17 protein-coding genes are annotated in these 20,420 nt (G+C 62.9%); 7 read left to right on the forward strand and 10 right to left on the reverse strand.

All coding sequences use genetic code 11. The features are described from left to right. Nucleotides 1-4: 4 nt before the first annotated feature. Nucleotides 5-640 (reverse strand): 7-carboxy-7-deazaguanine synthase, encoded by a 636-nt coding sequence (gene queE, locus AC1RJW_RS18595; RefSeq protein WP_034785949.1) that lies wholly within the window; start codon nucleotides 638-640, stop codon nucleotides 5-7. A 289-nt stretch (nucleotides 641-929) separates the two neighbouring features. Between queE and AC1RJW_RS18600 the strand changes: the two genes are divergently transcribed. The 4 genes from AC1RJW_RS18600 (at nucleotide 930) to AC1RJW_RS18615 (ending at nucleotide 3,612) form a co-directional block, all read left to right on the forward strand. Continuing rightward, entirely contained in the window at nucleotides 930-1,829 is a 900-nt protein-coding gene (locus tag AC1RJW_RS18600) for a sensor histidine kinase (protein ID WP_493046288.1), read from the forward strand. 90 nt (nucleotides 1,830-1,919) lie between these two features. Further along, on the forward strand, nucleotides 1,920-2,906 hold the full coding sequence (locus AC1RJW_RS18605; protein ID WP_493046289.1) for a sensor domain-containing diguanylate cyclase: 987 nt from the start codon (nucleotides 1,920-1,922) through the stop codon (nucleotides 2,904-2,906). Nucleotides 2,907-2,990: 84 nt separating this feature from the next. Then, nucleotides 2,991-3,278, forward strand: coding sequence for a type II toxin-antitoxin system Phd/YefM family antitoxin (locus AC1RJW_RS18610; RefSeq protein WP_493046290.1), 288 nt, complete (start codon nucleotides 2,991-2,993; stop codon nucleotides 3,276-3,278). Nucleotide 3,279: 1 nt separating this feature from the next. Next, nucleotides 3,280-3,612 (forward strand): type II toxin-antitoxin system RelE/ParE family toxin, encoded by a 333-nt coding sequence (locus tag AC1RJW_RS18615; RefSeq protein ID WP_493046291.1) that lies wholly within the window; start codon nucleotides 3,280-3,282, stop codon nucleotides 3,610-3,612. A gap of 5 nt (nucleotides 3,613-3,617) precedes the next feature. Here AC1RJW_RS18615 and AC1RJW_RS18620 read toward each other — a convergent pair whose 3' ends face one another. Continuing rightward, complete coding sequence (locus AC1RJW_RS18620) at nucleotides 3,618-4,586, reverse strand: IS1595 family transposase (protein WP_493046292.1); 969 nt, start codon at nucleotides 4,584-4,586, stop codon at nucleotides 3,618-3,620. Between the two features lie 203 nt (nucleotides 4,587-4,789). Here AC1RJW_RS18620 and AC1RJW_RS18625 point away from each other — a divergent pair, with 203 nt between their 5' ends. Continuing rightward, on the forward strand, nucleotides 4,790-7,666 hold the full coding sequence (locus tag AC1RJW_RS18625) for a M16 family metallopeptidase (protein ID WP_493046293.1): 2,877 nt from the start codon (nucleotides 4,790-4,792) through the stop codon (nucleotides 7,664-7,666). A gap of 655 nt (nucleotides 7,667-8,321) precedes the next feature. Continuing rightward, nucleotides 8,322-11,201 carry a TonB-dependent receptor plug domain-containing protein gene (locus AC1RJW_RS18630; RefSeq protein ID WP_493046294.1) on the forward strand — a complete coding sequence of 960 codons (2,880 nt, stop codon included), beginning with the start codon at nucleotides 8,322-8,324 and terminating at the stop codon, nucleotides 11,199-11,201. Nucleotides 11,202-11,254: 53 nt separating this feature from the next. Here the strand turns inward: AC1RJW_RS18630 and AC1RJW_RS18635 are convergent, their stop codons facing one another. Further along, nucleotides 11,255-11,509: a nucleotidyltransferase family protein gene (locus AC1RJW_RS18635; protein ID WP_251348577.1), complete on the reverse strand. Its 255-nt coding sequence runs from the start codon at nucleotides 11,507-11,509 to the stop codon at nucleotides 11,255-11,257. A gap of 20 nt (nucleotides 11,510-11,529) precedes the next feature. Next, nucleotides 11,530-12,315, reverse strand: a complete 786-nt coding sequence (locus tag AC1RJW_RS18640) for a DNA/RNA non-specific endonuclease (protein WP_493046295.1) — start codon at nucleotides 12,313-12,315, stop codon at nucleotides 11,530-11,532. Nucleotides 12,316-12,544: 229 nt separating this feature from the next. On the opposite strand from AC1RJW_RS18640, the gene AC1RJW_RS18645 reads away from it, so the two are divergent. Next, a complete protein-coding gene (locus AC1RJW_RS18645; protein ID WP_493046296.1) occupies nucleotides 12,545-13,072 on the forward strand; it encodes an SRPBCC family protein in 528 nt (175 codons plus the stop codon). Nucleotides 13,073-13,162: 90 nt separating this feature from the next. Here the strand turns inward: AC1RJW_RS18645 and AC1RJW_RS18650 are convergent, their stop codons facing one another. The 6 genes from AC1RJW_RS18650 to AC1RJW_RS18675 all read right to left on the reverse strand — a co-directional run bounded on the left by AC1RJW_RS18650 (nucleotide 13,163) and on the right by AC1RJW_RS18675 (nucleotide 20,202). Beyond that, nucleotides 13,163-14,176, reverse strand: a complete 1,014-nt coding sequence (locus tag AC1RJW_RS18650) for a response regulator (RefSeq protein ID WP_493046297.1) — start codon at nucleotides 14,174-14,176, stop codon at nucleotides 13,163-13,165. Next, nucleotides 14,169-15,263, reverse strand: coding sequence for a hybrid sensor histidine kinase/response regulator (locus AC1RJW_RS18655; RefSeq protein WP_493046298.1), 1,095 nt, complete (start codon nucleotides 15,261-15,263; stop codon nucleotides 14,169-14,171). Before AC1RJW_RS18655 ends, AC1RJW_RS18650 begins: the two co-directional genes overlap by 8 nt. Nucleotide 15,264: 1 nt before the next feature. After that, nucleotides 15,265-16,608 (reverse strand): sensor histidine kinase, encoded by a 1,344-nt coding sequence (locus AC1RJW_RS18660; RefSeq protein WP_436497417.1) that lies wholly within the window; start codon nucleotides 16,606-16,608, stop codon nucleotides 15,265-15,267. A gap of 2 nt (nucleotides 16,609-16,610) precedes the next feature. Continuing rightward, the gene (locus tag AC1RJW_RS18665; RefSeq protein WP_493046299.1) at nucleotides 16,611-18,005 is read right to left on the reverse strand and encodes a class I SAM-dependent methyltransferase; all 1,395 of its coding nucleotides are present in this window, start codon (nucleotides 18,003-18,005) and stop codon (nucleotides 16,611-16,613) included. A 263-nt stretch (nucleotides 18,006-18,268) separates the two neighbouring features. Further along, complete coding sequence (locus tag AC1RJW_RS18670) at nucleotides 18,269-19,294, reverse strand: AraC family transcriptional regulator (RefSeq protein WP_493046300.1); 1,026 nt, start codon at nucleotides 19,292-19,294, stop codon at nucleotides 18,269-18,271. Then, nucleotides 19,294-20,202 carry a GGDEF domain-containing protein gene (locus AC1RJW_RS18675; protein ID WP_493046301.1) on the reverse strand — a complete coding sequence of 303 codons (909 nt, stop codon included), beginning with the start codon at nucleotides 20,200-20,202 and terminating at the stop codon, nucleotides 19,294-19,296. The genes AC1RJW_RS18670 and AC1RJW_RS18675 overlap by 1 nt, the downstream gene beginning before the upstream one ends. Nucleotides 20,203-20,420: the final 218 nt, after the last annotated feature.

A 20,420-nucleotide genomic window follows, 5' to 3' on the forward strand; every position in this document is an offset into this window, starting at 1 on the left:
TTTATTAAGGAATTTGCAGGAGTTTATGGGTTTGCAGGCTCAGCTTCCACTTCGGGTTGCTTTTGCACGTCTCGATGGCCAGCTTCATGTTGTGCGCGGCCAGGGGGCCGTCCATCGCCTGCACGAAGAAGTTCTCGAAGTCCAGTTGTTCGTAGGCGGCCAGGTCTTGCTGGAACTGGGGAATGACGACCTTGATTTCATTGCCTTTGTGGACGACCAGTGTCGAACCCATCTTCGGGCTGACGCAGATCCAGTCCACGCCGGCCGGCACGGGCAAGGTGCCGTTGGTTTCGATGGCGATGGTAAAGCCGACCGCGTGCATGGCGTCGATCAGGGCCGTGTCCAGCTGCAGCAGCGGCTCGCCGCCCGTAAACACCACGTATTTGCTCGGCGCGTAGCTGGCCGGCCACAGGCTGTCGATCAGCGCGGCCAGTTCCTGCGGCGTCTTGAACTTGCCGCCCAGTTCGCCATCGGTGCCGACGAAATCCGTGTCGCAGAACTGGCACACGGCCGTGGCGCGGTCGCTTTCGCGGCCCGTCCACAGGTTGCAGCCGGAAAAGCGGCAAAACACGGCCGGACGGCCCGCGTGCGCGCCTTCGCCCTGCAGGGTGTAAAAAATCTCTTTGATGCTATAAGTCACTGTATTTCCTAAGAGCTGGCTGGCGTCATCGCGCAGGGCAAACGCATCGAGGCCGGCGCACCGCACCGTCACCGCAAAAGCCGATTGACAACCCTCTATTATATGCCGCCGCGACACTTTCCGTGCAAATGCCGTGCCCGCCACCTGCCGCCATGCCATCCGGGGACAAGAAAGCGGCACCGGCAGGCATAACTGCGCAGCTTTTGCGTTTAGACAATATAAATATCCCCAAGCCAATGTATTTTCTGTAATAAAATTGCCTGATGGAAAACATTTAGGAAGCGAGGAAATGATGCAACGCTGGCTACGCCTGCCGTACCGCCTGTGCATTCTGGCCTGCCTGGCGGCCGGCGCACTCGCCTCCCTGCACGCCGCTTACGCCGCCGGACCGCTGCTGCAGATGGGCCTGCCCTCCCCGCTGATGCTGGCCTGCGCCATCCTGTCCGGTGCGCTGGCACTGCTGCTGTGGTGCCAGCACCGCCTGGCGCTGCGCCTGCAGGCGCTGGAACAGCTGCGCGCGGAGGCCGAGCAAGACCGCCTGGCCAGCGGGCAGCAGCAGGCGCGCGAACAGGAACGCCTGCGCATCGGGCGCGACATCCATGACGACCTGGGCCAGCACCTGCTGACCTTGAAGATCGACCTGTCCATGCTGCAGACCAGCACGCATGGCGTGGCTCCCCAGCTGGCGCAGCAGCTGGCCGTGATCGTGCGCAATGTCGACCTCAGCATCGCGGCCTTGCGCTGCGTCATCCATGACCTGCGCCCGCCCGCCCTCGATGCCGGCCTGCAGGCGGCATGCGAGGAACTGCTGGCCGACTTCAAGCGCACGACGGGCATCGATGGCCGCTGCGAATACCGGCTCGACGCCGCCGCCGGCCGCGCGCACGGCGTCTTGCTGTACCACGTGGTGCAGGAAGCGCTGGCCAATATCGCCCGCCACGCGCGCGCCACGCATGTCCAGCTGTGCCTGCAGCAAGCGGGCGCCAGCGTGGAATGCCGCATCGGCGACGACGGCGTCGGGCTGTCGGGTTCGCCGCCGCGCCTCGGTTGCGGCCTGTCCGGCATGCATGAGCGCGTGGCCGCCGCCGGCGGCAGCCTGCACATCGACAGCCGCAGCGGCGCCGGCACCACCTTGCGCGTCTCGCTGCCCTTGCCTGTCTGCCACGACGAGGCGATGCGCCATCGCTGAAAATATTGCTCAATATCAACACCTTCGGCCCGCCACGCTGCATCATGGCCAACGAGCCAGCCCCCATTCACGCCCAAGAAGGATGCTTTCATGCCGGATAGCCACGCACCTGCCAGCGCCTCGCCGTATGGTGAAGCCCAGGGTTTCGCCGTCAAGATGATGGAATTGCTGGTCGTGCCCACCTTTGTACTCGATGTGCATGGCAAGGTGATGATCTGGAACCGCGCCTGCGAGCAACTGACGGGCGTGCCGGCGGCCGAAGTGCTGGGCACCTGCGAGCCGGGCCGCTGCTTTTACAACGACGAGCGCCCCACCCTGGCCGACCTGCTGCTGGCCGGACGGGGCGGCGACATGCGCGCCCTGCATGCCCAGCAGCAATACCGCAGCAGCACGGGCAACAATCTGTGCGCGGAAAACTGGTGCGACATGCCGCGCACGGGGCGGCGGCGCTACCTGGCCGTCGATGCCAGTCCCATCTACGGCAACCATGGCGAGCTGATCGCCGTCGTCGAAACCCTGCGCGACATGACCGATGAAAAACGCGCACAGGTGGAACTGGAACGCCTGGCCACGCGCGACGGCCTGACGGGGCTGGCAAACCGGCGCTGCTTCGACGACACCATCCTGGCCGAGTGGCAGCGCGCCCAGCGGCAGGACCAGCCCCTGTCGCTGCTGATGGTCGACGTCGACAATTTCAAGGAGTACAACGACAGCCACGGCCACCAGGGCGGGGACCTGTGCCTGCGCAAAGTGGCCGGCGCCGTGGCCAGCGAAATGCGCACGAACGACCTGGTGGCGCGCTATGGCGGCGAAGAGTTCGCCGTCATCCTGCCGAACCAGTCGCTCAAGGGCGCGGCCATCGTGGCCGAACGCATCCGCCAGCGCGTGGAGCGGCTGCAGCTGCCGCGCAAGCGTCCCGATGGCGCCTGCGTCACCGTCAGCATCGGCGCCGCCACGGCCCTGCCCGGCCCCGGCACGGAACTGGGGCAGCTGATCCATACGGCCGACTGCGCCCTGTACCGCGCCAAGCACCTGGGCCGCAACCGCATCAGCCTGCCGGAAACGACGCTCACGTAAGCGGCAAGTGCCGGCATCAGGAAACACGACCAAATTTGGTGTATATTTAGTCCTATCCCATTCACATTCAATCGCGGAGCCGCCATGGACCTCAAGGAACGCATCATGCCGATCTCCTACCTGAAGGCCAACACGACGGAAATCGTCAGCAGCTTTGACGCGGGTCAGGATGAACCGCTGATCATCACGCAAAATGGTGAAGCGAAGATGGTCGTGCTGTCGATGCACGCCTACCAGGAAGGCAAGCGGCAGGCGCGGCAGATGCAGGAACAGCATGCGTTCATGAAGCTGATCGCCATGGGCAACCAGGACATCGCGCGCGGCGACGTGGTATCCGAAGAAGATTTCCTGGCCAGCCTCGGCCAGGATTGAGATGACGCGCATCGTCGTGCTGAAAAGCGCGGAGGCCGACTTCAGGGAATTGCGCAGCGACTTCAAGGCATGTCATACGGCGGCAGCCCATGCCCAATTCCTGTCGGCATTCCGGCAACTATTTACCGATCTCAAGACCTTTCCCGACAGCGGCGCCCCCATCGAGGCGGCCCGTGAAGTCGGCATGGATGTACGGCAACGCCTGTGCGAAGAGATTCGCGCCGTGTATCACCATGACGCCGTGCAAGGCATCGTGTATATCCGCATGTTCCTGCCGACCCGGCGCGATTTTCTCAGCCACCTCACCACGCGCATCCTGCGGCCCGACTTTTAATTTGGCTATGTCACCGTCAAATGTGGGAACGCTCCCAGTGTTGCCTTCAATAATGTTTCCGGGGAGCGGATGCGCCTGGCATCCAGTATCCAGCGCCACCCCAGGTAATTCGGCAGATAACGGCTGGCCACGCCATGGAAGATGCGCAGCCAGCCGCGCAAGCGGCCGTGATACGCGTTGACGTTCTGCACATGGGCGGCGCCCTGCACGCGGATGCCGGCACGCAAGTTGACGGCCTGGTGACTGATGCCCGCTTCACGCGCGAAAGCGCGATAGGCAGCGTGGCCGTCGGTCATCAGCAAGACGTCCTTGTCGATCACGGGTGGCAGGCAAGCATGCAGCTGCGCCTTGGTCAGCGCCCCTTTCCCCGCGACGAAATCGAGGGTTTGTCCCGTGCGGTCGCGCGCCACCAGGATGCAGACTTGTTCACTGGAAATGTCGCGCCTGTGGGCATGGCCGCCACGGCGGCGCGCCGGACGCGTCAGATGCCGCGCGCCCTTTTCTGACTCCAGCACATACAGCTCGTCCGCTTCGGCGATGCCATGCAGGCAATGGGGCCGGTCCGTCCTGGCCAGGCTTAAAAACCGGTGGCGCCAGCGAAAGGCGGTGTTGCGGTGCACGCCCAGCTGGCTTGCTGCCTTGCGCACGGAAGCCGACTCGAGCAGGCAGCCGGCGTAGGCTAGCCACAAGGTCTTGTGGCGCAAGCGGGCCAGCGGCGTGCCGGTGAGCGCATTGAAGGTGCGCCCGCACGGCACGCAGCGGTAGCGCTGCAGTCCGTGCGCATGACCGTGCCGGTGCGCATGGCTGCTGTTGCAGGCGGGACAGTGTAGCCGCTGCCGGGCCACGCTTTCGACCAGTGCCACGGCGGCGTTCTGCGATCCGGCCCCGCGCAGCAGAGCAGTGCTTGCCAGGCGCTGGCGACGGCTCAGTGCGGCAAACTGGGCGATGAAGGTTTTCCATTCGGCTGGCTGCATGGAAGGCTCCCGTTTGTCTGATAGGTACCGTCAGACAGCCGGGGCTGGGGAAGATTCCTTGAGTTCCCCTATTTGCCGGGGACAGAGCCTTTAATTTACCCCACTGCGCCTGCCCGGAAGCACCCTGCCCCTATGCACGGCGGCATGAATATTCTATGCTGCGGCGTTGCACTTTCATAACATCCAAAAAAGAAGGAGCCCTCGTGTCAAGAATCATGCCCGCTTTATTACCCGCTTTCGCCCTGGCCCTGTCGGCCATGGCGGCCTCGAACCTGGGCGCCGCGCCCGTCAAGCCGGCCGCCGCCCACAGCGCCGCCGCCGGCAAGGCCGATCTGCTGCCGTTCAAGGCGACGGAAAAGACCCTGGCCAACGGTTTAAAAATCATCATCGTGCCGACGGGCTTCCCCAACCTCGTCTCGCTGCAGATTCCCGTGCAGACGGGCTCGCGCAATGAAGTCGAGCCGGGCAAGTCCGGCTTTGCCCACTTCTTCGAGCACATGATGTTCCGCGGCACCAAGGCCTATCCGCCCGAGAAATACCAGGAAGTCATCACCCGCGCCGGCGCGCGCCAGAACGCCTACACGAGCGACGACCTGACCAATTACCACACCACGTTTGCCAAGCAGGACCTGGAAACCGTGCTGAAGGTGGAGGCGGACCGCTTCCAGCACCTCGATTACGCGGAAGACGCGTTCAAGACGGAATCGCGGGCCGTGCTGGGCGAATACAACAAGAACAGCGCCAATCCCGTCTCGAAACTGTTCGAAGTCATGCGCGACAGCGCCTACACGACGCATACCTACAAGCATACGACGATGGGCTTCATCCAGGACATCGAAGACATGCCGAACCAGTACGCGTATTCGAAACTGTTCTTCGACCGCTGGTACCGCCCCGAGCGCACCACCATCATCATCGCCGGCGACGTGGAGCCGCAGCAAGCCATTGCGCTGGTGGAAAAATACTGGAGCGCCTGGCAGCGCGGCAAGCAGCAGGCGGCCGTGCCCGTGGAACCCGCGCCGCGCGGCCCCGTCTACAAGCACGTGGCCTGGCCCACGCCGACCCTGCCGTGGGTAGCCGTGGGCTTCCACGCGCCCGCGTTTTCCGTGAAGGACAAGGACCAGGCGGCGCTGGCGACCTTGCTGTCGCTGTCGTTCGGCCGCACCTCGCCCCTATATAAACGCCTGGTGCAGAACGAACAGAAGGTCGATCAATTGTTCGAGATGACGCCGGACCGCGTCGACCCGACCCTGGCCGTGCTGGGCGCGCGCGTGAAAAACATCGATGACGCCGTCTACGTGCGCGACGCGATATTGGCCACCGTGGCGCAGCTGCGCGACACGCCGGTGAGCGAAAAAGACCTGGCGGACGCCAAGTCGGCGGAAAAATACGGCTTGATCCGCTCGCTCGACAATACGGAGCAGATCGCCGGCACCCTGGCATCGTTCGTGCATTTCGACCGCTCGTATGCCACCATCAACCAGTACTACCGCCTGATCGACACGCTCACGCCGGCCGACCTGCAGGCCGCCGCGCGCAAATACCTGACGGATGACGGCCTGGTGGTGACCACCCTGTCGCACCAGCCGATGGCGGCCGCCATCGCCACCACGCCGAAGCTGGCCAGCCTGCTGCCGGCCGCCTCGAACGCGAAGTTCGACGTGCTGGTGCAAAAGTCAGCGCTGCCGCAAATCCGCTACAAGCTGCTGTTTACGGCCGGTTCCGCGCAGGACCCGCAGGGCAAGGAAGGCCTGGCCGCGCTGACGGCGGCCATGGTGGCGTCGGGCGGCTCGTCCGAGCGCAAGATCGACGAAGTCAACCAGGCCCTGTTCCCGCTGGCCGGCAGTTTCAGCCAGCAGACGGACAAGGAAATGACGACGTTTACGGGTTCCATCCACAGGGATAACTGGACGCAGTTCAACGCCATCGCCCTGCCCCTGCTGCTCTCGCCGGGTTTTCGCGAAGACGACTTCCGCCGCCTGAAGGATGCGCAAAAGAATGCGCTGCTGCTGGACCTGAAGGACAATAACGAAGAGGAATTCGCCAAGGAACGCCTGCAGACCAACGTCTACGCAGGCACGCCGTATGGCCACCCGGTGCTGGGCACGGTCGCCGGCATCGACGCCATCACCCTCGACGACGTGAAACAGTTCTGGAAGACGGCGTATGCGCAAGGCGCCGTGAAGGTGGGCATTTCCGGCGACGTGTCCGACGCCATGACGGCCTCGCTGACGCAGGCGCTGGGCAAGCTGCCGGCCGGCCCCGGCTTGCCGGCTACCGTGAAACCCGCGGGCCGCAAGGCGCAGGGTCTGGAAGTGGAAATCATCGAGAAGAATACGCGCGCCACGGCCATTTCCTTCGGCCTGCCTTTGGAAGTGACGCGCACGCACCCGGACTTCCCCGCCCTGTGGCTGGCGAAAACCTGGCTGGGCGAGCACCGCGCCTCGAATTCCTACCTGTACCAGCGCATCCGTGAGATTCGCGGCATGAACTACGGCGATTACGCCTACATCGAAGCCTTCCCGCGCGGCATGTATCAGTTCTTCCCGAACCCGAACCTGGGCCGCAAGGCGCAGCTGTTCGAAATCTGGATCCGCCCCGTGGCGCCGGACAATGCGCATTTCGCCCTGCGCGTGGCCCTGACGGAATTGGGCAAGCTCGTCAACAACGGCTTGACGCAGGACGATTTCGCCACCACGCGCGACTACCTGATGAAGAACGTCTTCGTCATGACCTCGACGCAGGACCAGCAGCTCGGTTATGCGCTCGATTCGCAATGGTATGGCACGCCCGAGTTCACCAAGCTGATGCGTGACGGCTTGTCGAAGCTGACGGTACAAGACGTCAACCGCGCCATCAAACAGCACCTGTCGGCGCAGAACCTGTCCGTGGTGATCGTCGCCAAGGATGCGGCCGGCCTGAAGGCAAAGCTCGTCAGCGACGCGTTTTCTCCCATCAAGTACGACGGCAACAAGCCGCAGGCCTTGCTCGATGAAGACAAGGTCATCGGCGCGATGAAGCTGAACCTCAAGCCGGAGGCCGTCACCGTGACGCCGGCGGCACAGGCGTTCGCGAAGTGAAGGCGCCAATAGGCGCACCAGCAAGGGGCATCCATAAGCGCACCAATTAAAAACAGACGCACCAAGTAATTGCAAGAATGGCCGCCAGCATAATGCTGGCGGCTTTTTTTTATGTACGGGAATGGCGCACCGCAACATCCAATGGCGATTATCGGCCGATATTATCTCACCTCGCCGGGGACGTCATAGAGGCTCCCGCGCCGCACCAGAACGGTGCATCTGCAATATATTACAAATGTAAAAATTTGCAACTTAGGTGGACATGCGTAGAACAGTAGAAATTCACTTTGAACGAGAATAATTAAAATTTATTCCTTATAAAACAATAACTTAACATATTAATGGTGCATTTTTTTCATTGATTATTTATCAATTTTCGAATATTTCTTAACATAAAAACTCTTGCCTGCCATCAATTTTTTACCGAATATGTAAGCATGAAAATATTCTGGATAAACTGTTGTGACAACGTGACAATGTTGAAAAAAAGCATGGCACAACTTTTCTGAAAATGTTTTGATAAAGGTCTAGGCAATACTGTTTATACGGTTTTGCAACAAAAATCGCTGAAGCGATCCACTAGACCGGGAAAGTCGGACATCGCATAACGATGAACGACCATGTGTTCAGCAGTTGAAATTCGATGGAGAATATTTTGCTTAAAAAAATAGTCTTAAAACAAAGCGTAATCGCAGTCGCCCTGACCTTGTCTTCCTCGCAGCTGGTCTACGCGCAACTGGCGCCGCAGGAGCCGGCGCTGCAGAAAATCCTCATTACCGGGTCCAACCTGAAACGCGCCGACAAGGAGGGCACCTCCCCCGTCGACGTGATCACCGCCAAGGACATCAAGGACAGCGGCGCATCGACCGTGGCAGAACTGATGAAACTGGTGCCATCGATGGGCACCGACACCAACCAGGACCAGGGCAGCGGCACCGGCTTTGCCAAGGGCGTCGCCACCGCGTCGCTGCGCGGCCTGGGTTCGAGTTCCACCCTGATCCTGCTGAACGGCCGGCGCATGACGCCATCGGCGTATGCCGACCCGAACAACGGCAACTCCACGCTGTATGACTTGAACAGCATCCCGCTGTCCGCCCTGGACCGCGTCGAAATCCTCAAGGATGGCGCCTCGGCCGTCTACGGTTCGGACGCCATCGGCGGCGTCATCAACTTCATTACCAAATCGAACTACCGCGGCGCGCAAATCGCCGGCAACGCGGGTGCCAACGACGATGGCTTGTTCCGCCGCAAGAACGTGAATGGTTTCTTCGGCACGGGCGACCTGGAAACCGATGGCTACAACATCTTCGCGGCCGTCGACTTCTCGCAACGCGACCGCGTTGCCCGCCGCGACGCCAAGGATGTCGCCTACTCGACCTACCAGGACTTGAACGGCCGCTTCCGCTCCAATTACTCGAGCTCCATCTCGAAATATGCGACGGTGTACCGCGAATCGGCGCCAGGCTCGCGCAACTTCGGCGTCACCCAGGCAACCGCGCCGGCCCGCGTCACGTTCAATCTGGGCTGCGACCCGTCGGAGCGCATCACGGGCAGCACAAACGATGGCCTGCTGCCAACCAGCATCCTCATTGGCCGCACCTTCTGTAACTATGACGCCGATCAATTCCTCGAAAGCCAGGGTGACGGCCGCGATGCCAGCGTGTTGAGCCGCGGCACCTTGAAGCTCGGCAATGGCATCACGGGCTACGCCGAAGCGGCTTACACCCGTTCCTCGCGCTCGTACACGGGCGCGCCGATCACCCTCGGCACGACCTCCGTCACCAACTACATGGCGACGGGCCTGGCCGATCCCTTCCAGGTCATCCTGCCGATCGGCCATCCCGACAACCCGTTGACGAATGCCCGCGCTTCGGTTGCCTACCGCTTTGAAAACCTGCGTGCCGGCTCGGAAACGGTCAACCAGAACACACGCCTGCTGACGGGCCTGCAAGGCGATCACTTCGGCTGGAGCTGGGACACGGGCCTGCTGTGGAACCGTTCCGAACGCGATGAAACGCAATATGGCCGCCTGTACCTGCCGACCTTGCGCAAGCTCAATACCGGCACCTCGCTGGCCCAGCTGGCGGCCGATCCGACCATCGGCTACGATCCGAAAAGCGAAGGCCTGGCGGAAATCTTCCAGCTGGACGGCAAGGCCAGCACGGAATTCGGCAAGCTGGGCGGCGGCGCCATGGGCCTGGCCATCGGTTTCGAACTGCGCCAGGAAAAAATCCGCATCGATCCGGATCCGGTGGTCGCCGCCGGCCAGATCTACGGACAGTCCAATACCATCATCGACGGCCAGCGCAACGTCAAGTCGGCCTTCGTCGAGCTGCGCACGCCATTCACCAAGAGCTTCGAGATGGACTTCGCGGGCCGGGTAGACAAATATCCTGGCATCAAGACCAACTTCGTACCGAAAGTGGGCGCCAAGTGGACGGCCACGGATACGCTGGCCTTCCGCGGCACGTATGCCGAAGGCTTCCGCGCTCCCGCGCTGTCGCAAGTGACGCCAGGCGGCGCGCAATTCTTCCTGTCCGGCGTGTGGGATCCGAAACGCTGCCAGGAAGATGAAAGCACCCCGCGTCCAGGCGGCGTGACGGCCGACTGCAGCAAGTCGATCTCCGGCGTCGGCGGCGCCAATCCGGACCTGAAGCCGGAAACGTCGAAAAGCTATTCGCTGGGCCTGATCTACTCGCCGACCTCGAACATCGACGTGGTCGTCGACGTGTACCGCGTGCGCAAGGAAAAAGAAGTGGCGCTGGGTACGGCCAGCGAAGCGCTGAAGAACGAAGACCGCTCGCCGGAAAACGTCCTGCGCGACCAGAACCCGGCCAACTTCATCACCGATGCGAACGGCAATCCGATTCCCGGCACGGGCACCTTGTTGTCGGTCAAGACTCCCTGGTCCAACCAGGGTTCGACCGAACTGCGCGGCGTCGACTTCGAGGGACGCCTGCGTAACAAGCTCGGCGAGTGGGGTTCGCTCAGCACCGCCTTGCGCGGCACCTACGTCTACAGCTACAAGCTGGAGCAGCACGAAGGCGACACGGTCAGCAATGTGACCGGCACGCGTCCTGGCCTGTATGACTGGCAGCTGTCGACCGGTACCGACATGCCAAAGGTCAAGGCTTCGCTGACCACCAACTGGACGCGTGGCGACCATAGCGTCAACGCCTCGCTGAACTTCGTCGGCAGCGTATCGCTCAAGCGTAACCGCGATGGCGCCGAGATCTACGACCAGCCTTTCTGCTACTACGGCACGAAGAAGCCGACGGACGCGGCGCCGGACCGCAATACCACGATCCCGGGCTATGAAGCGGCCTTCCCGGACTGCAAAGTGGCCAGCTGGACGACGGTTGGCCTCGGCTATACATACACCGGCTTCAAGAACCTGAGCCTGGGCATCAATATCCAGAATCTGTTCGACCGCGCCGCACCGTATGATCCAGGCTACCCGGCAGTCGGCTACAACGAAGGCCTGCATAACGCCTATGGCCGTTATTTCACCTTCAATGCGCGCTACACGTTTTAATTAAACGCAAGCAAGCAGCAAACGCCTCCTGCGGGAGGCGTTTTTTTTGGGCGCTATTCGAAGGGATTGGCCACCGAGGTCACTTCGGGCGGCGGCAGCTGGTCCGGCAACTCCTGCTTTTCCAGCTGCGCCACCACGTCGCCCAGCAGTTTTTGCAGCTGTTTCGCCAGGGCCAGGCCCGGCTTGTCCAGGGTCAGGTCGATGTCGCCGCTGATGCTGATGCGGTCGATCCTGTTTTCGATGCTCAGGCTGCCGATCTCCAGCACATCGCTTTCATTGGCGTAAGGGACGAATTTCTTTGCGCACATGGCATTTCCTCTCAAGGCGATTATTTTTTGGACTTGCTATTGATCTTCGGCAAACTCAGCATGCGCAGTTTCTGCTGCCGCGTCAGCGACGGTAACAGATCGATGCCGATCCTGTCTTCCAGTTGCGCGATGCTCAGCACTTCATACGCCTTGGTGTCGACGTTTTCAATGAAGTAGGCGGCGCCGGCGCGCTGGCGCGGGCTGTACACGGCCTTGTACAGATGGCTGGGCACAATGACTCTTCCCACCTTGCGCAAGTTGCCGCCAATGAACGCCGGTCCCGTGATCACGTACAGGTCGCCCTCTTTCTTCGCCATCTTGCGCACGGCGCCCTCGATGCCGGCCCACACATAGCGGTTGTTGCGCGCGTCTTGCGGCACCATATTGGCCAGGGTAAAGCTGTCGCGCTGACTCTGGCGGTCCGGCATGTCGCCGTTGGGCGCCATGTGACCACGGTCGAAACCGCTGCGCGCATAATCGGCCAGCTCCGCGCGCTGGGCGGCGGGCAGCTTGCGCTCGGCATGGAAGGAGTTTTCACGCGACAAATCCTGCGCCGCTTCCAGGTTGTTCGCCGTCAAGTGCTCGGCCGACCACAAGGGCGTACGGGTGATACCCGAGTGCATCACGCCAAACACGTTGTAGCACAGCTCTTTCGTCGCCACGTCCAGCTTGGGGTTGGTGATTTCCGGCTTGCGGCCATCGACGTAATGGGCAGGACAGGCATCGGCATGCGCCAGGTTCGCGGCAAAGGCGGAAGCCAGCACGCCGCACGCCAGGGTCAGCCTGGCGATCGATCGTTGAATCATATTTCCCTAGTTGAAATCTTTGCAGGCCAGCATTCTAGCGGACGCCGGCCTTCACCACAAACCTGCACCAGCCTGGCGTGCGCGGCGGCGAACGGGCATGCAGGCGGGCCTGCGGGCGGCCCTGCGCAAAGCAGATGCAAATAAAGGCCAACAGGCCGCGCACAGCCATTCATATCTGCTAAGATTGCCTTGATTCGTTCGCATCGACCATTCAAGATTTGGAGAGCATATGATCAAAAAAACCCTGCTGCTGATCGTTGTCGTCGTCGCCGCCATCCTTGGCTATGCCACCACCAAGCCCGACACCTTCAGTGTCCAGCGCGAAATCACCATCAAGGCGCCGCCCGAGAAAATCGCCGCCCTGATCACGGACTTCCACTACTGGGCCGCCTGGTCGCCGTGGGAAAAGCTCGATCCTGCCATGCGCCGCACGTTTGCGGGCCCGGCCAACGGCCTGGGCGCGCAATATGCGTGGCAAGGCAATGACAAGGTGGGTGCGGGCCGCATGGAAATCACGGAAGCGGCCCAGCCCGAGCGCACCGTCATCAAGCTGGACTTCCTGAAACCGTTCGAAAGCCACAACACCACCACCTTCAGCATGACACCCGAGGGCGACGGCACCAAGGTGAACTGGACCATGACGGGCCCCAGCCCTTACGTCAGCAAGGTCATGACGGTCTTCGTCAGCATGGACCGGATGATCGGCAAGGATTTTGAAAAGGGGTTGAACAACCTGAAGGCGGCAGCGGAGCGCTAAGCCCGCTCGCAGCAAGCAGAAACAGGGCCGCATGGCCCTGTTTTATTTGGCGCCCCCCTTGCCGCTTGATCCGCAGCAAGGGATGGACCGTCAGAACTGTTCGATCCAGGCCGCCAGATGGTCCGGCGTGAGCGCCGGTTCCGCCTGCACCACCTTGCCCTGCAAGCCCAGTTCCGTTTTGCTCAGCTGCAAAGACCAGCCGCGCCGCGCCAGCCACAGCAAGCTGGCCAGCCAGAAGGCGTGGATGGCCGAGACGGGCGTGGTGGTGGGCGTTTCCAGGAATTCCGTCAGCAGGCGGCCGTCGAGGAACAGCGCCGTGCCGCCCTGGTTTTGCAGCGCCGCGCCAAACACCGGCAGCAGCATGTCGATCGCCTGCTCCACGCCGCGCCCCGGATACTCGCGCTCGAGCGTGTCGAGCTGCTGGCGCACGGCGGCGGCAAAGGCCGTGCCGCGGAAGGCTTCCGAACTGACCAGGTCGGCGTAATCCATCAGCAGCCAGTCCGGCTCCGGCGGCGTGACGCCGGCCGTCAGGGCCGCCGACAGATACGCTTCCACGGGCAGCTGCTGTTCCGGACCGGCCAGGCTGGCGCACAGGGCGTACAGGGTGCCGATGCGGTTGGCGACGGCTTGCCGCTGGCGCACCATCAGCTTTTCGCGCAGCAATTGCGCGTGTTCATTGCGCAGGCGCGCCAGTTCCAGCGCCTGTTTCAATTCCATGCGCAGCGCCGCGATATCCCACGGCTTCTGGATGTAGCGGTGGATCTGCCCCTGGTTGACGGCTTCCACCGTGTGCTCCAGCTCGGAATACGCGGTGGTGAGTATGCGCACGATGTGCGGATGGCGGTCCCAGGCGTACGACAGCAGCTCGTTGCCGTAGGCGCCAGGCATGCGCTGGTCCGATACCAGCACGGCGATGCGGTCGGCCTGCTCGTCGAGGATGCGCTTGCCTTCCTCGACCGAGGTGGCCGTCAGCACCTCGGCCAGCGGCGCGATGGCGCGCTGGAAGTATTTGAGGGCGTTGGCCTCGTCATCGACGTAAAGTATCGTCGGCAAGCCTTGCGCCGGCTCACGCTGAGCCGGTAAACGCAGATTGGCGTCAATCATGCTCGTTCCTTATATGTACTGGAAAATTCAGGGTTACCGTGGTGGAACTGCCAAACTCGGTGGCGATATCGAGGTTGCCGCCGAACGACTGCATCATGCGGTGGCAAAACACCATGCCCCAGCCCTTGCCTTCGCCGCCGCTGCTCACGGGGTCGATCAACAGCTGTTCGACGATCTCGGGGGCGATGCCGGCGCCATTGTCGCGCACCGTGATGCGGCCCGCGTCGATGCGGATGCCGATCGCCGGATGGGCTTGCTCGCCGGCCGAACGCAAGGCATTCGCCAGCACGGACGACAGAATCAGCGCGACGCAATTGGGTGACTCGGCAATGGAGAAATCGTCCCCCACTTCCACCGTAATGGCGGCGCGCTGGGCCGTGCTCAAGGGATAGCTGTCAAGCAAGGCGGCCAGCAGCTGGCGCGCGCTGCCGGCGCGGCGCCCGCCCTGCATGCCGGGACCGGCGCTGGCCAGGCGCACCGTGTCGACAAAGCTGGCCAGCACGGACAGACAATAACGCGCATTATCGTGCATCAAGGCGGCCGCCTCGCCGATCTCGGCCTGCGGTGCGGCGTCCGCCTGCGCGCGCCGCGCGATGCCGCGCGCAAAATTGGCGATGGCCGCCAGCGGCGTGTTCAATTCATGCGCGAGGAAAGCCAGCGATTCCTCCATCGCCACCAGGCCCTGGCGGCGCGCGGCGCGCTCGCGTCCCGTCTGCACGGCCAGCTGCAGCGCCGTTTGCATGGCGGCCAGGTCGAGCGGCTTTTCCAGCAGGCGGAACAGCGCCCCCCCGTTGATCAGTTCCAGCAGCACGTCCTTGTCCGCATACGCGGTCACGAGCATGCAGACGATGTGGGGATAGCGCTGCGCCACTTCCTGCAGCAACTCGCTGCCCAGGCGGTCCGGCATGCGGTAATCGGTGACGAGTACGTCGATCTGGCCGGCCTCGTCTTCCAGCAGGGCCAGCGCCGCATCGACGCTCTGCGCCGTCAGCACGCGGTAGCGGGGACCGACGGCGCGCTCGAAATACTTGCAGGCAAGCGCTTCGTCGTCCACGTACAGCACGCTGGCGCGGCTATCGTTGTCCATGCTAGCGGCCCTCCCAATCGGAGCGCTGCAAGTCGAAATTCATGCTGGCCCATTCGCCGAGCACGCTTTCGGCGGAAAGGGTGCCGCCGTGGCGCTCGATCACGCCATAGCTGATGCTCAGGCCCAGGCCCAGGCCCTGCCCCACTTCGCGCGTGGTAAAGAACGGCTCGAACACGCGCGCCAGGTTTTCCGGGGCGATGCCGGGGCCGTTGTCGCGCACGCTGATGCGCAGGCGGTTGTCGTCCCAGTGGGCCGTGATGCGGATCTCGAACGGCGGCGCATTGCCCTTGCGCATGGACAGCACGGCATTGCCCAGCAAATTGATCAGCACGCCCACGATGGCCGCCTCGTCGCCGCGCACCAGGGTGTCGACGGGCAAGTCGTGGCTGATGCTGACGTTCTTCGTTTCGTGCCCCACCAGGCGGATGGCCGCGTCGAGCGCGCTGCGGAACTGGAAGTGCCCCGTTTCCAGCTGGTTGCCGCTCTTGCGGTAGGCAAAGGTCTTTAAATCGGACACGATGTGCTGCACGCGCAGCATGCCCTGCTTGGCGTCGGCCAGGCATTCGCTGACCAGCGCGCTTTGCTTGGCGGCCGGGTCTTCGATGGCCACCTCGATGGCCATCATGCAGAAATTCACGGGATTATTCACTTCGTGCAGCATCCCGGCGGCCAAGGTACCGATGGCAGCCATTTTCTCCTGCTGCAGCATCTGCCCCTTGATATCGGCCAGGCTTTTATTCGTTTCTTCCAGCTGCGTGTTCTTTTGCGCCACTTCCGCCTTCAGCTGGAACAGCATGAAGCGGGCGCGTTCATTGAAATACGTAAATACGGCGCTGATGCTGGCCGACATGATCAGGAACAAACAGTTGACGACAAACGTGCTCGGCAAGTCGAAACCGCCCGCATGCCAGGCGCAGGCAGCCACGTACAGCAGGCAGGAAATGGCGCCGAAGACCATATTTTGCCACAGGCCGAAGGCCAGCACGATACCCGACGAATAGATGGCCAGGGTCATGCCCACATAATAGATCGAGGTGGCGCCTTCCGTGACGGCGATCATCCAGGCGATCATGATTTGCGGCAGGATCAGCCAGACAAAGGTCAATCCCTGGATGCGGTCTTGCGCCCAGCGCGTGCGCATGGCCAGCACGACGCAAAAGATCAGCACGGACACAAGGATGCGCGCGCTGGTAAACGCCGACTGCTTGTCCGGATACAGGGCCGAATCGAGGCCCATGCCCAGCAGGATCAGCACGATGCCCGTGTAGGCCCCGCCGCGGCTGAATTCCAGGCGGAAGTCGCGCAAAACGGCCGTATAGCCGGCGTGCAGGCCTGGGGTATCCATCATCAAGGAATGCTCACTTCCGCAAACACATTCACGCCCGTGGCGTCGACATAGATTTTCGGGTCCGTCGCATGCTCGGGCAGCAAGGCCGACAGGCCCGCTTCATTGCGATAGATCAAATGCCATTCCAGCAAATGCTCCATGCCGAACTTGCCCGGATTATCCGCGTGCACATTCGTCACCAGCAGACGCCCGCCGGGGCCCACGCGCGAAGCGAAGTGCATCAGCAGGCGCGCGCACACCTTGTCGGACAGATAGTCGAACAGGCCGGCGCAATACACGGCATCAAAACTGCCGGGCAAGCCCGTGGCGCCCGAGCCGTGGCGGCGCTTGAGCAGGTTGTGCACGGAATCGTGCACATAATCGATCTCGACCACGCGCCCCGTGCGCTGCATGATGGTGGTCAGGCGCGCGCGCGTCCAGTCCAGCGTCTCGCTGCTGAAGTCGACCAGTTCGAAGGCCAGCCATTGCGCATCGGGGCACGTTTCCAGGAAACGCTGCACCTCGATGGCGGGGCCGCAACCCACGTTGAGCACTTTATACACACGCCCGGCGGCGCGCGCGGCGGCCGCCTTCTGTGCCAAAAATTCCGTCAGGATATCGATGCGGTTGCGGTGCGCCGTGGCCACGGCCGCCTGCAGGAAGGCCGCATTGACGATCTGAAAATAGGTGCTCGGGCCCTGGCGCGGATCATCGAGCAGCTGGTTGACCATCTGATAGTCGCCCGCATAGCCGAGCGGCTTGGTAAACGTGCGGAAGACGAACGGGGCGCGCAGGATCAATGGATGGAGCGCCGCCTGGGCAAAGGCCCGGTGGGCCGGCGCCCGCTCTTCCTCGACCAGCGAGGCTTCCACCTCGAGCTGGCGCAAGTACAGCTGGGTTTGCTCCATCAGGGGCAAGGCCAGTTCGTCGAAGATATCGGGACGCAGGCGGCCGTTTTCCTTGGGCAAGGAGTCGGACAGGTCGACCTGCTCGACCCAGCGCGCCACTTCCGACAGGAAGGCGCGCATTTCGTTGACGACGATCTGGTAATCGCGGCGGATGCGGAAGCGCTCGCCCCAGCCGGCGACAAAGGCGCTCGACTCTTTCAACACGGCGCCCTTGACCACGACCACGTCGCTCAGCTCGCGCCACTCGTCGATCAGGGTCACGGAAACGATGGCGGTCAGGCCCGTGTTGACGCTGCTGATGACGACGGCCTTGCCCACGTAGGCGTTCTTCGCCCCCATGCGCACCGTCACGTCATTGAGCACCTCGCTGACCTGCACAATCGAGTATGGATTGTAGATTTCCATGACCAGCGAATTGCGCTGCAAGTTGAAAATCGTGCCGCGCACCGCCTCACCCTGGGTGTTGCGGAAGCTGACGACTGGATCGATCTGCGATTGTGAATACACGATTGAGCATTATCAAGTTGCCCGGTTTCCGGCGCACCACACTGGTGACGCCAACTTCCAGGCTGGGTTAAGGCACGGCACACCGGTCGTCTGCCGCCGGCCCGCCATAGCAATGGCGGTGTTGCGGCGTCGCGTGACGCCGTGCCGGAGCGCCTCAAAGCGCGTCTGTTCGCTCTCTGATCGAGTGTACTATGGATGTAGCAGAACGGGCAATTGTTCCCTCAGGAACAACTGTCCGTGGCGCTGGCGCGCAACGCCCTCGTTCATCCCGCGACGAACAAGGCCAGCGCGTGGCGCAGCAACTGCGGCGTTTGCCCCGTCCAGCGCTTGAACGAGCGGCGGAAGTTGGTGGCATCATGAAAGCCGAGGTAGGCGGCCACGGCATCGTTGTCGTAGCCATGCGCCTGGAACAGATAAATCGCCTTGTGCGCGCGCACCTGGTCCAGCTCGGCCTGGAAATGCGTGCCATGGCGCGCCAGGTGGCGTTTCAGGGTGGCGGGACTGACGCCGAATTCCTGCGCCGTGCGTTCCAGCGTGGGCGCGCAGCGGATGTTCGCCAGCAGATAGTCGTACAGCGCACCCAGCAGGCTGGCTGCCGGCACGGGCGCCACGGCCGCCGCGCGCAAGGCCAGCGCCGCCGCCGTGGCATTGCCGCGCGGCCAGGGACGGTCGAGCCAGCTGGAATCGATGAGCATGGCGTCGACCTGGCAATCGAAACGCAGCGCCTGGCCCAGGTGCACTTCGTGTTGCTCCACGTGGCGGGGCCGCGCGCGGTTGAAACAGAAGCGCCACGGCAAGGACTCGCCCGCCAGCCAGCGGCACATGGCCGCCAGCGCCGTCATGTGCATTTCCACCAGAAACGGCAGCTGGCTCGGCGCGCCGAACGCATCGACCCAGTACAGCACGTGCATGTCGCCCGCCTCGCGCAGCCGGGGCTGCAGCAGCGGACACAGCAAGGTATGGAAGTTGCACAGGATGGTCAAGGCCTGGCGCAGATTCTGCGCCTGCAGCAAGGCGTGGCTGGCGGCGCCGTAATGGCCGGGCAGCATTTGCTGGCCCAGCATGAAGCTGGTGTCGGCACTATCGAGGCCGCGCGCCACGTTGGCCAGCAACTGCAGGTATTGCGCGGCGCTGACCTGGCTTTCCGCGGACGGCAGCGCGCCGCCATCGAGGCCCGTGCCCTTGAGCAGCGGCGCCGTGGCCAGCTCGCGGCTGCGCGCATAGTCGAGCACCAGCGCCGGCTGGTGATGGGCCGCGATGCTGGGGTCGCCCTGCTGGTTCAGCGGCATCAGGCAGGCGCGGCGCTGCCGGCCCTGGGACTGGCGCTGCGGCCCGGCGTTTCCACGGCCCGGCTCAGCTCGGCCAAGACCACTTCCGGCACGCCATCGGTCAGCGAGCAGGCATGCCGCAGGCTCAGGCGGATTTCGCGGTTGTCGTTGGCATGGTGGCGCATCTGTCCCACCATGGCGCACAGGTGGCGTGCCTTGACGGCCGCATCCTCGCGCGACACGCCAGGCATCAGCACGGCAAAGCGGTCGCCCGCATAGCGGCACAGCAAGTCGTCATTGCGCAAGTTCAACAACAGCATGTGGCCCACGGCTTGCAGCACGCGGTCGCCTTCGCGGTGGCCGTATTCCCGGTTAATCAGGTGAAAGCTATCGATGTCAAGCAAGACCAGCGCGCAATCGAAGCCGGGCCGGCGTTCCTGCTCCAGGCGCATCTGCGTGCGCAGATAGCTGGCGTCGGCCAGCTGCGTGATGCGGTCGAAGGCGCGGTGGTCGCGGAACAGGCGTTCGCGCTTTTGCAGGTGTTCGTTCAGGCGAAACTGCTCCTGGCGCCAGTAATACATGCCGATCGTCAACACCAGCATGCCAAACGGAATCAGGGCTTCCAGCCAGTTGTCCCACACGGCGCTCTTGTCGACGGCAAAGAATTCGTCCAGGCAATCGGCCCAGGAGCCCAGCATGATGGCGCACAGGCCGCCGGCGATCAGGCTCGTCACCCGGCCCCGTGGACGACTGCTGAGGGTAAACAAAAACCAGATGCCCGCCATGACGGCCGTGCCGCCTTCGCAGACGATATCCATCCACTTCCAGATGGCAAACGGTTTAACGTGGCCCAGTGTGGCGTACAGGAATAAAAACAGGGGCAATGCCAGCGCGGCGGCAATCAGACTGTTACGGTGCAACGGCAGCATGTGGGGAACCTTTAAAAGTGGTGCTGTCGCCACGATAGCGCCCGCCCATGACGGCACGATGACATGCGCCACGCCCGTGCGGCAGGTGCAAACGGCTCATCATTACCAACGCGGCGCAGGCAAATGCGGCAAGCCATTGCCCATGCGCCTTGCGGCGGCAGGTCATTTCAGCTCACCACGATTCATTTCCGGCCGGAAAGCGTTCACCCGCCGTTGTT

Source organism: Janthinobacterium sp. GW822-FHT07A03 (assembly GCF_058798815.1).

Excerpts from the sequence above, each read along its gene's own strand:
- AC1RJW_RS18640 (WP_493046295.1), bottom strand. The coding sequence starts at position 12,315 with ATGATTCAACGATCGATCGCCAGGCTGACCCTGGCGTGCGGCGTGCTG.
- AC1RJW_RS18620 (WP_493046292.1), bottom strand. The coding sequence starts at position 4,586 with ATGCAGCCAGCCGAATGGAAAACCTTCATCGCCCAGTTTGCCGCACTG.
- AC1RJW_RS18660 (WP_436497417.1), bottom strand. The coding sequence starts at position 16,608 with ATGGATACCCCAGGCCTGCACGCCGGCTATACGGCCGTTTTGCGCGAC.
- AC1RJW_RS18635 (WP_251348577.1), bottom strand. The coding sequence starts at position 11,509 with ATGTGCGCAAAGAAATTCGTCCCTTACGCCAATGAAAGCGATGTGCTG.
- AC1RJW_RS18645 (WP_493046296.1), top strand. The coding sequence starts at position 12,545 with ATGATCAAAAAAACCCTGCTGCTGATCGTTGTCGTCGTCGCCGCCATC.
- AC1RJW_RS18600 (WP_493046288.1), top strand. The coding sequence starts at position 930 with ATGATGCAACGCTGGCTACGCCTGCCGTACCGCCTGTGCATTCTGGCC.
- AC1RJW_RS18615 (WP_493046291.1), top strand. The coding sequence starts at position 3,280 with ATGACGCGCATCGTCGTGCTGAAAAGCGCGGAGGCCGACTTCAGGGAA.
- AC1RJW_RS18650 (WP_493046297.1), bottom strand. The coding sequence starts at position 14,176 with ATGATTGACGCCAATCTGCGTTTACCGGCTCAGCGTGAGCCGGCGCAA.
- AC1RJW_RS18675 (WP_493046301.1), bottom strand. The coding sequence starts at position 20,202 with ATGCTGCCGTTGCACCGTAACAGTCTGATTGCCGCCGCGCTGGCATTG.
- AC1RJW_RS18610 (WP_493046290.1), top strand. The coding sequence starts at position 2,991 with ATGGACCTCAAGGAACGCATCATGCCGATCTCCTACCTGAAGGCCAAC.
- AC1RJW_RS18655 (WP_493046298.1), bottom strand. The coding sequence starts at position 15,263 with ATGGACAACGATAGCCGCGCCAGCGTGCTGTACGTGGACGACGAAGCG.
- AC1RJW_RS18670 (WP_493046300.1), bottom strand. The coding sequence starts at position 19,294 with ATGCCGCTGAACCAGCAGGGCGACCCCAGCATCGCGGCCCATCACCAG.
- AC1RJW_RS18605 (WP_493046289.1), top strand. The coding sequence starts at position 1,920 with ATGCCGGATAGCCACGCACCTGCCAGCGCCTCGCCGTATGGTGAAGCC.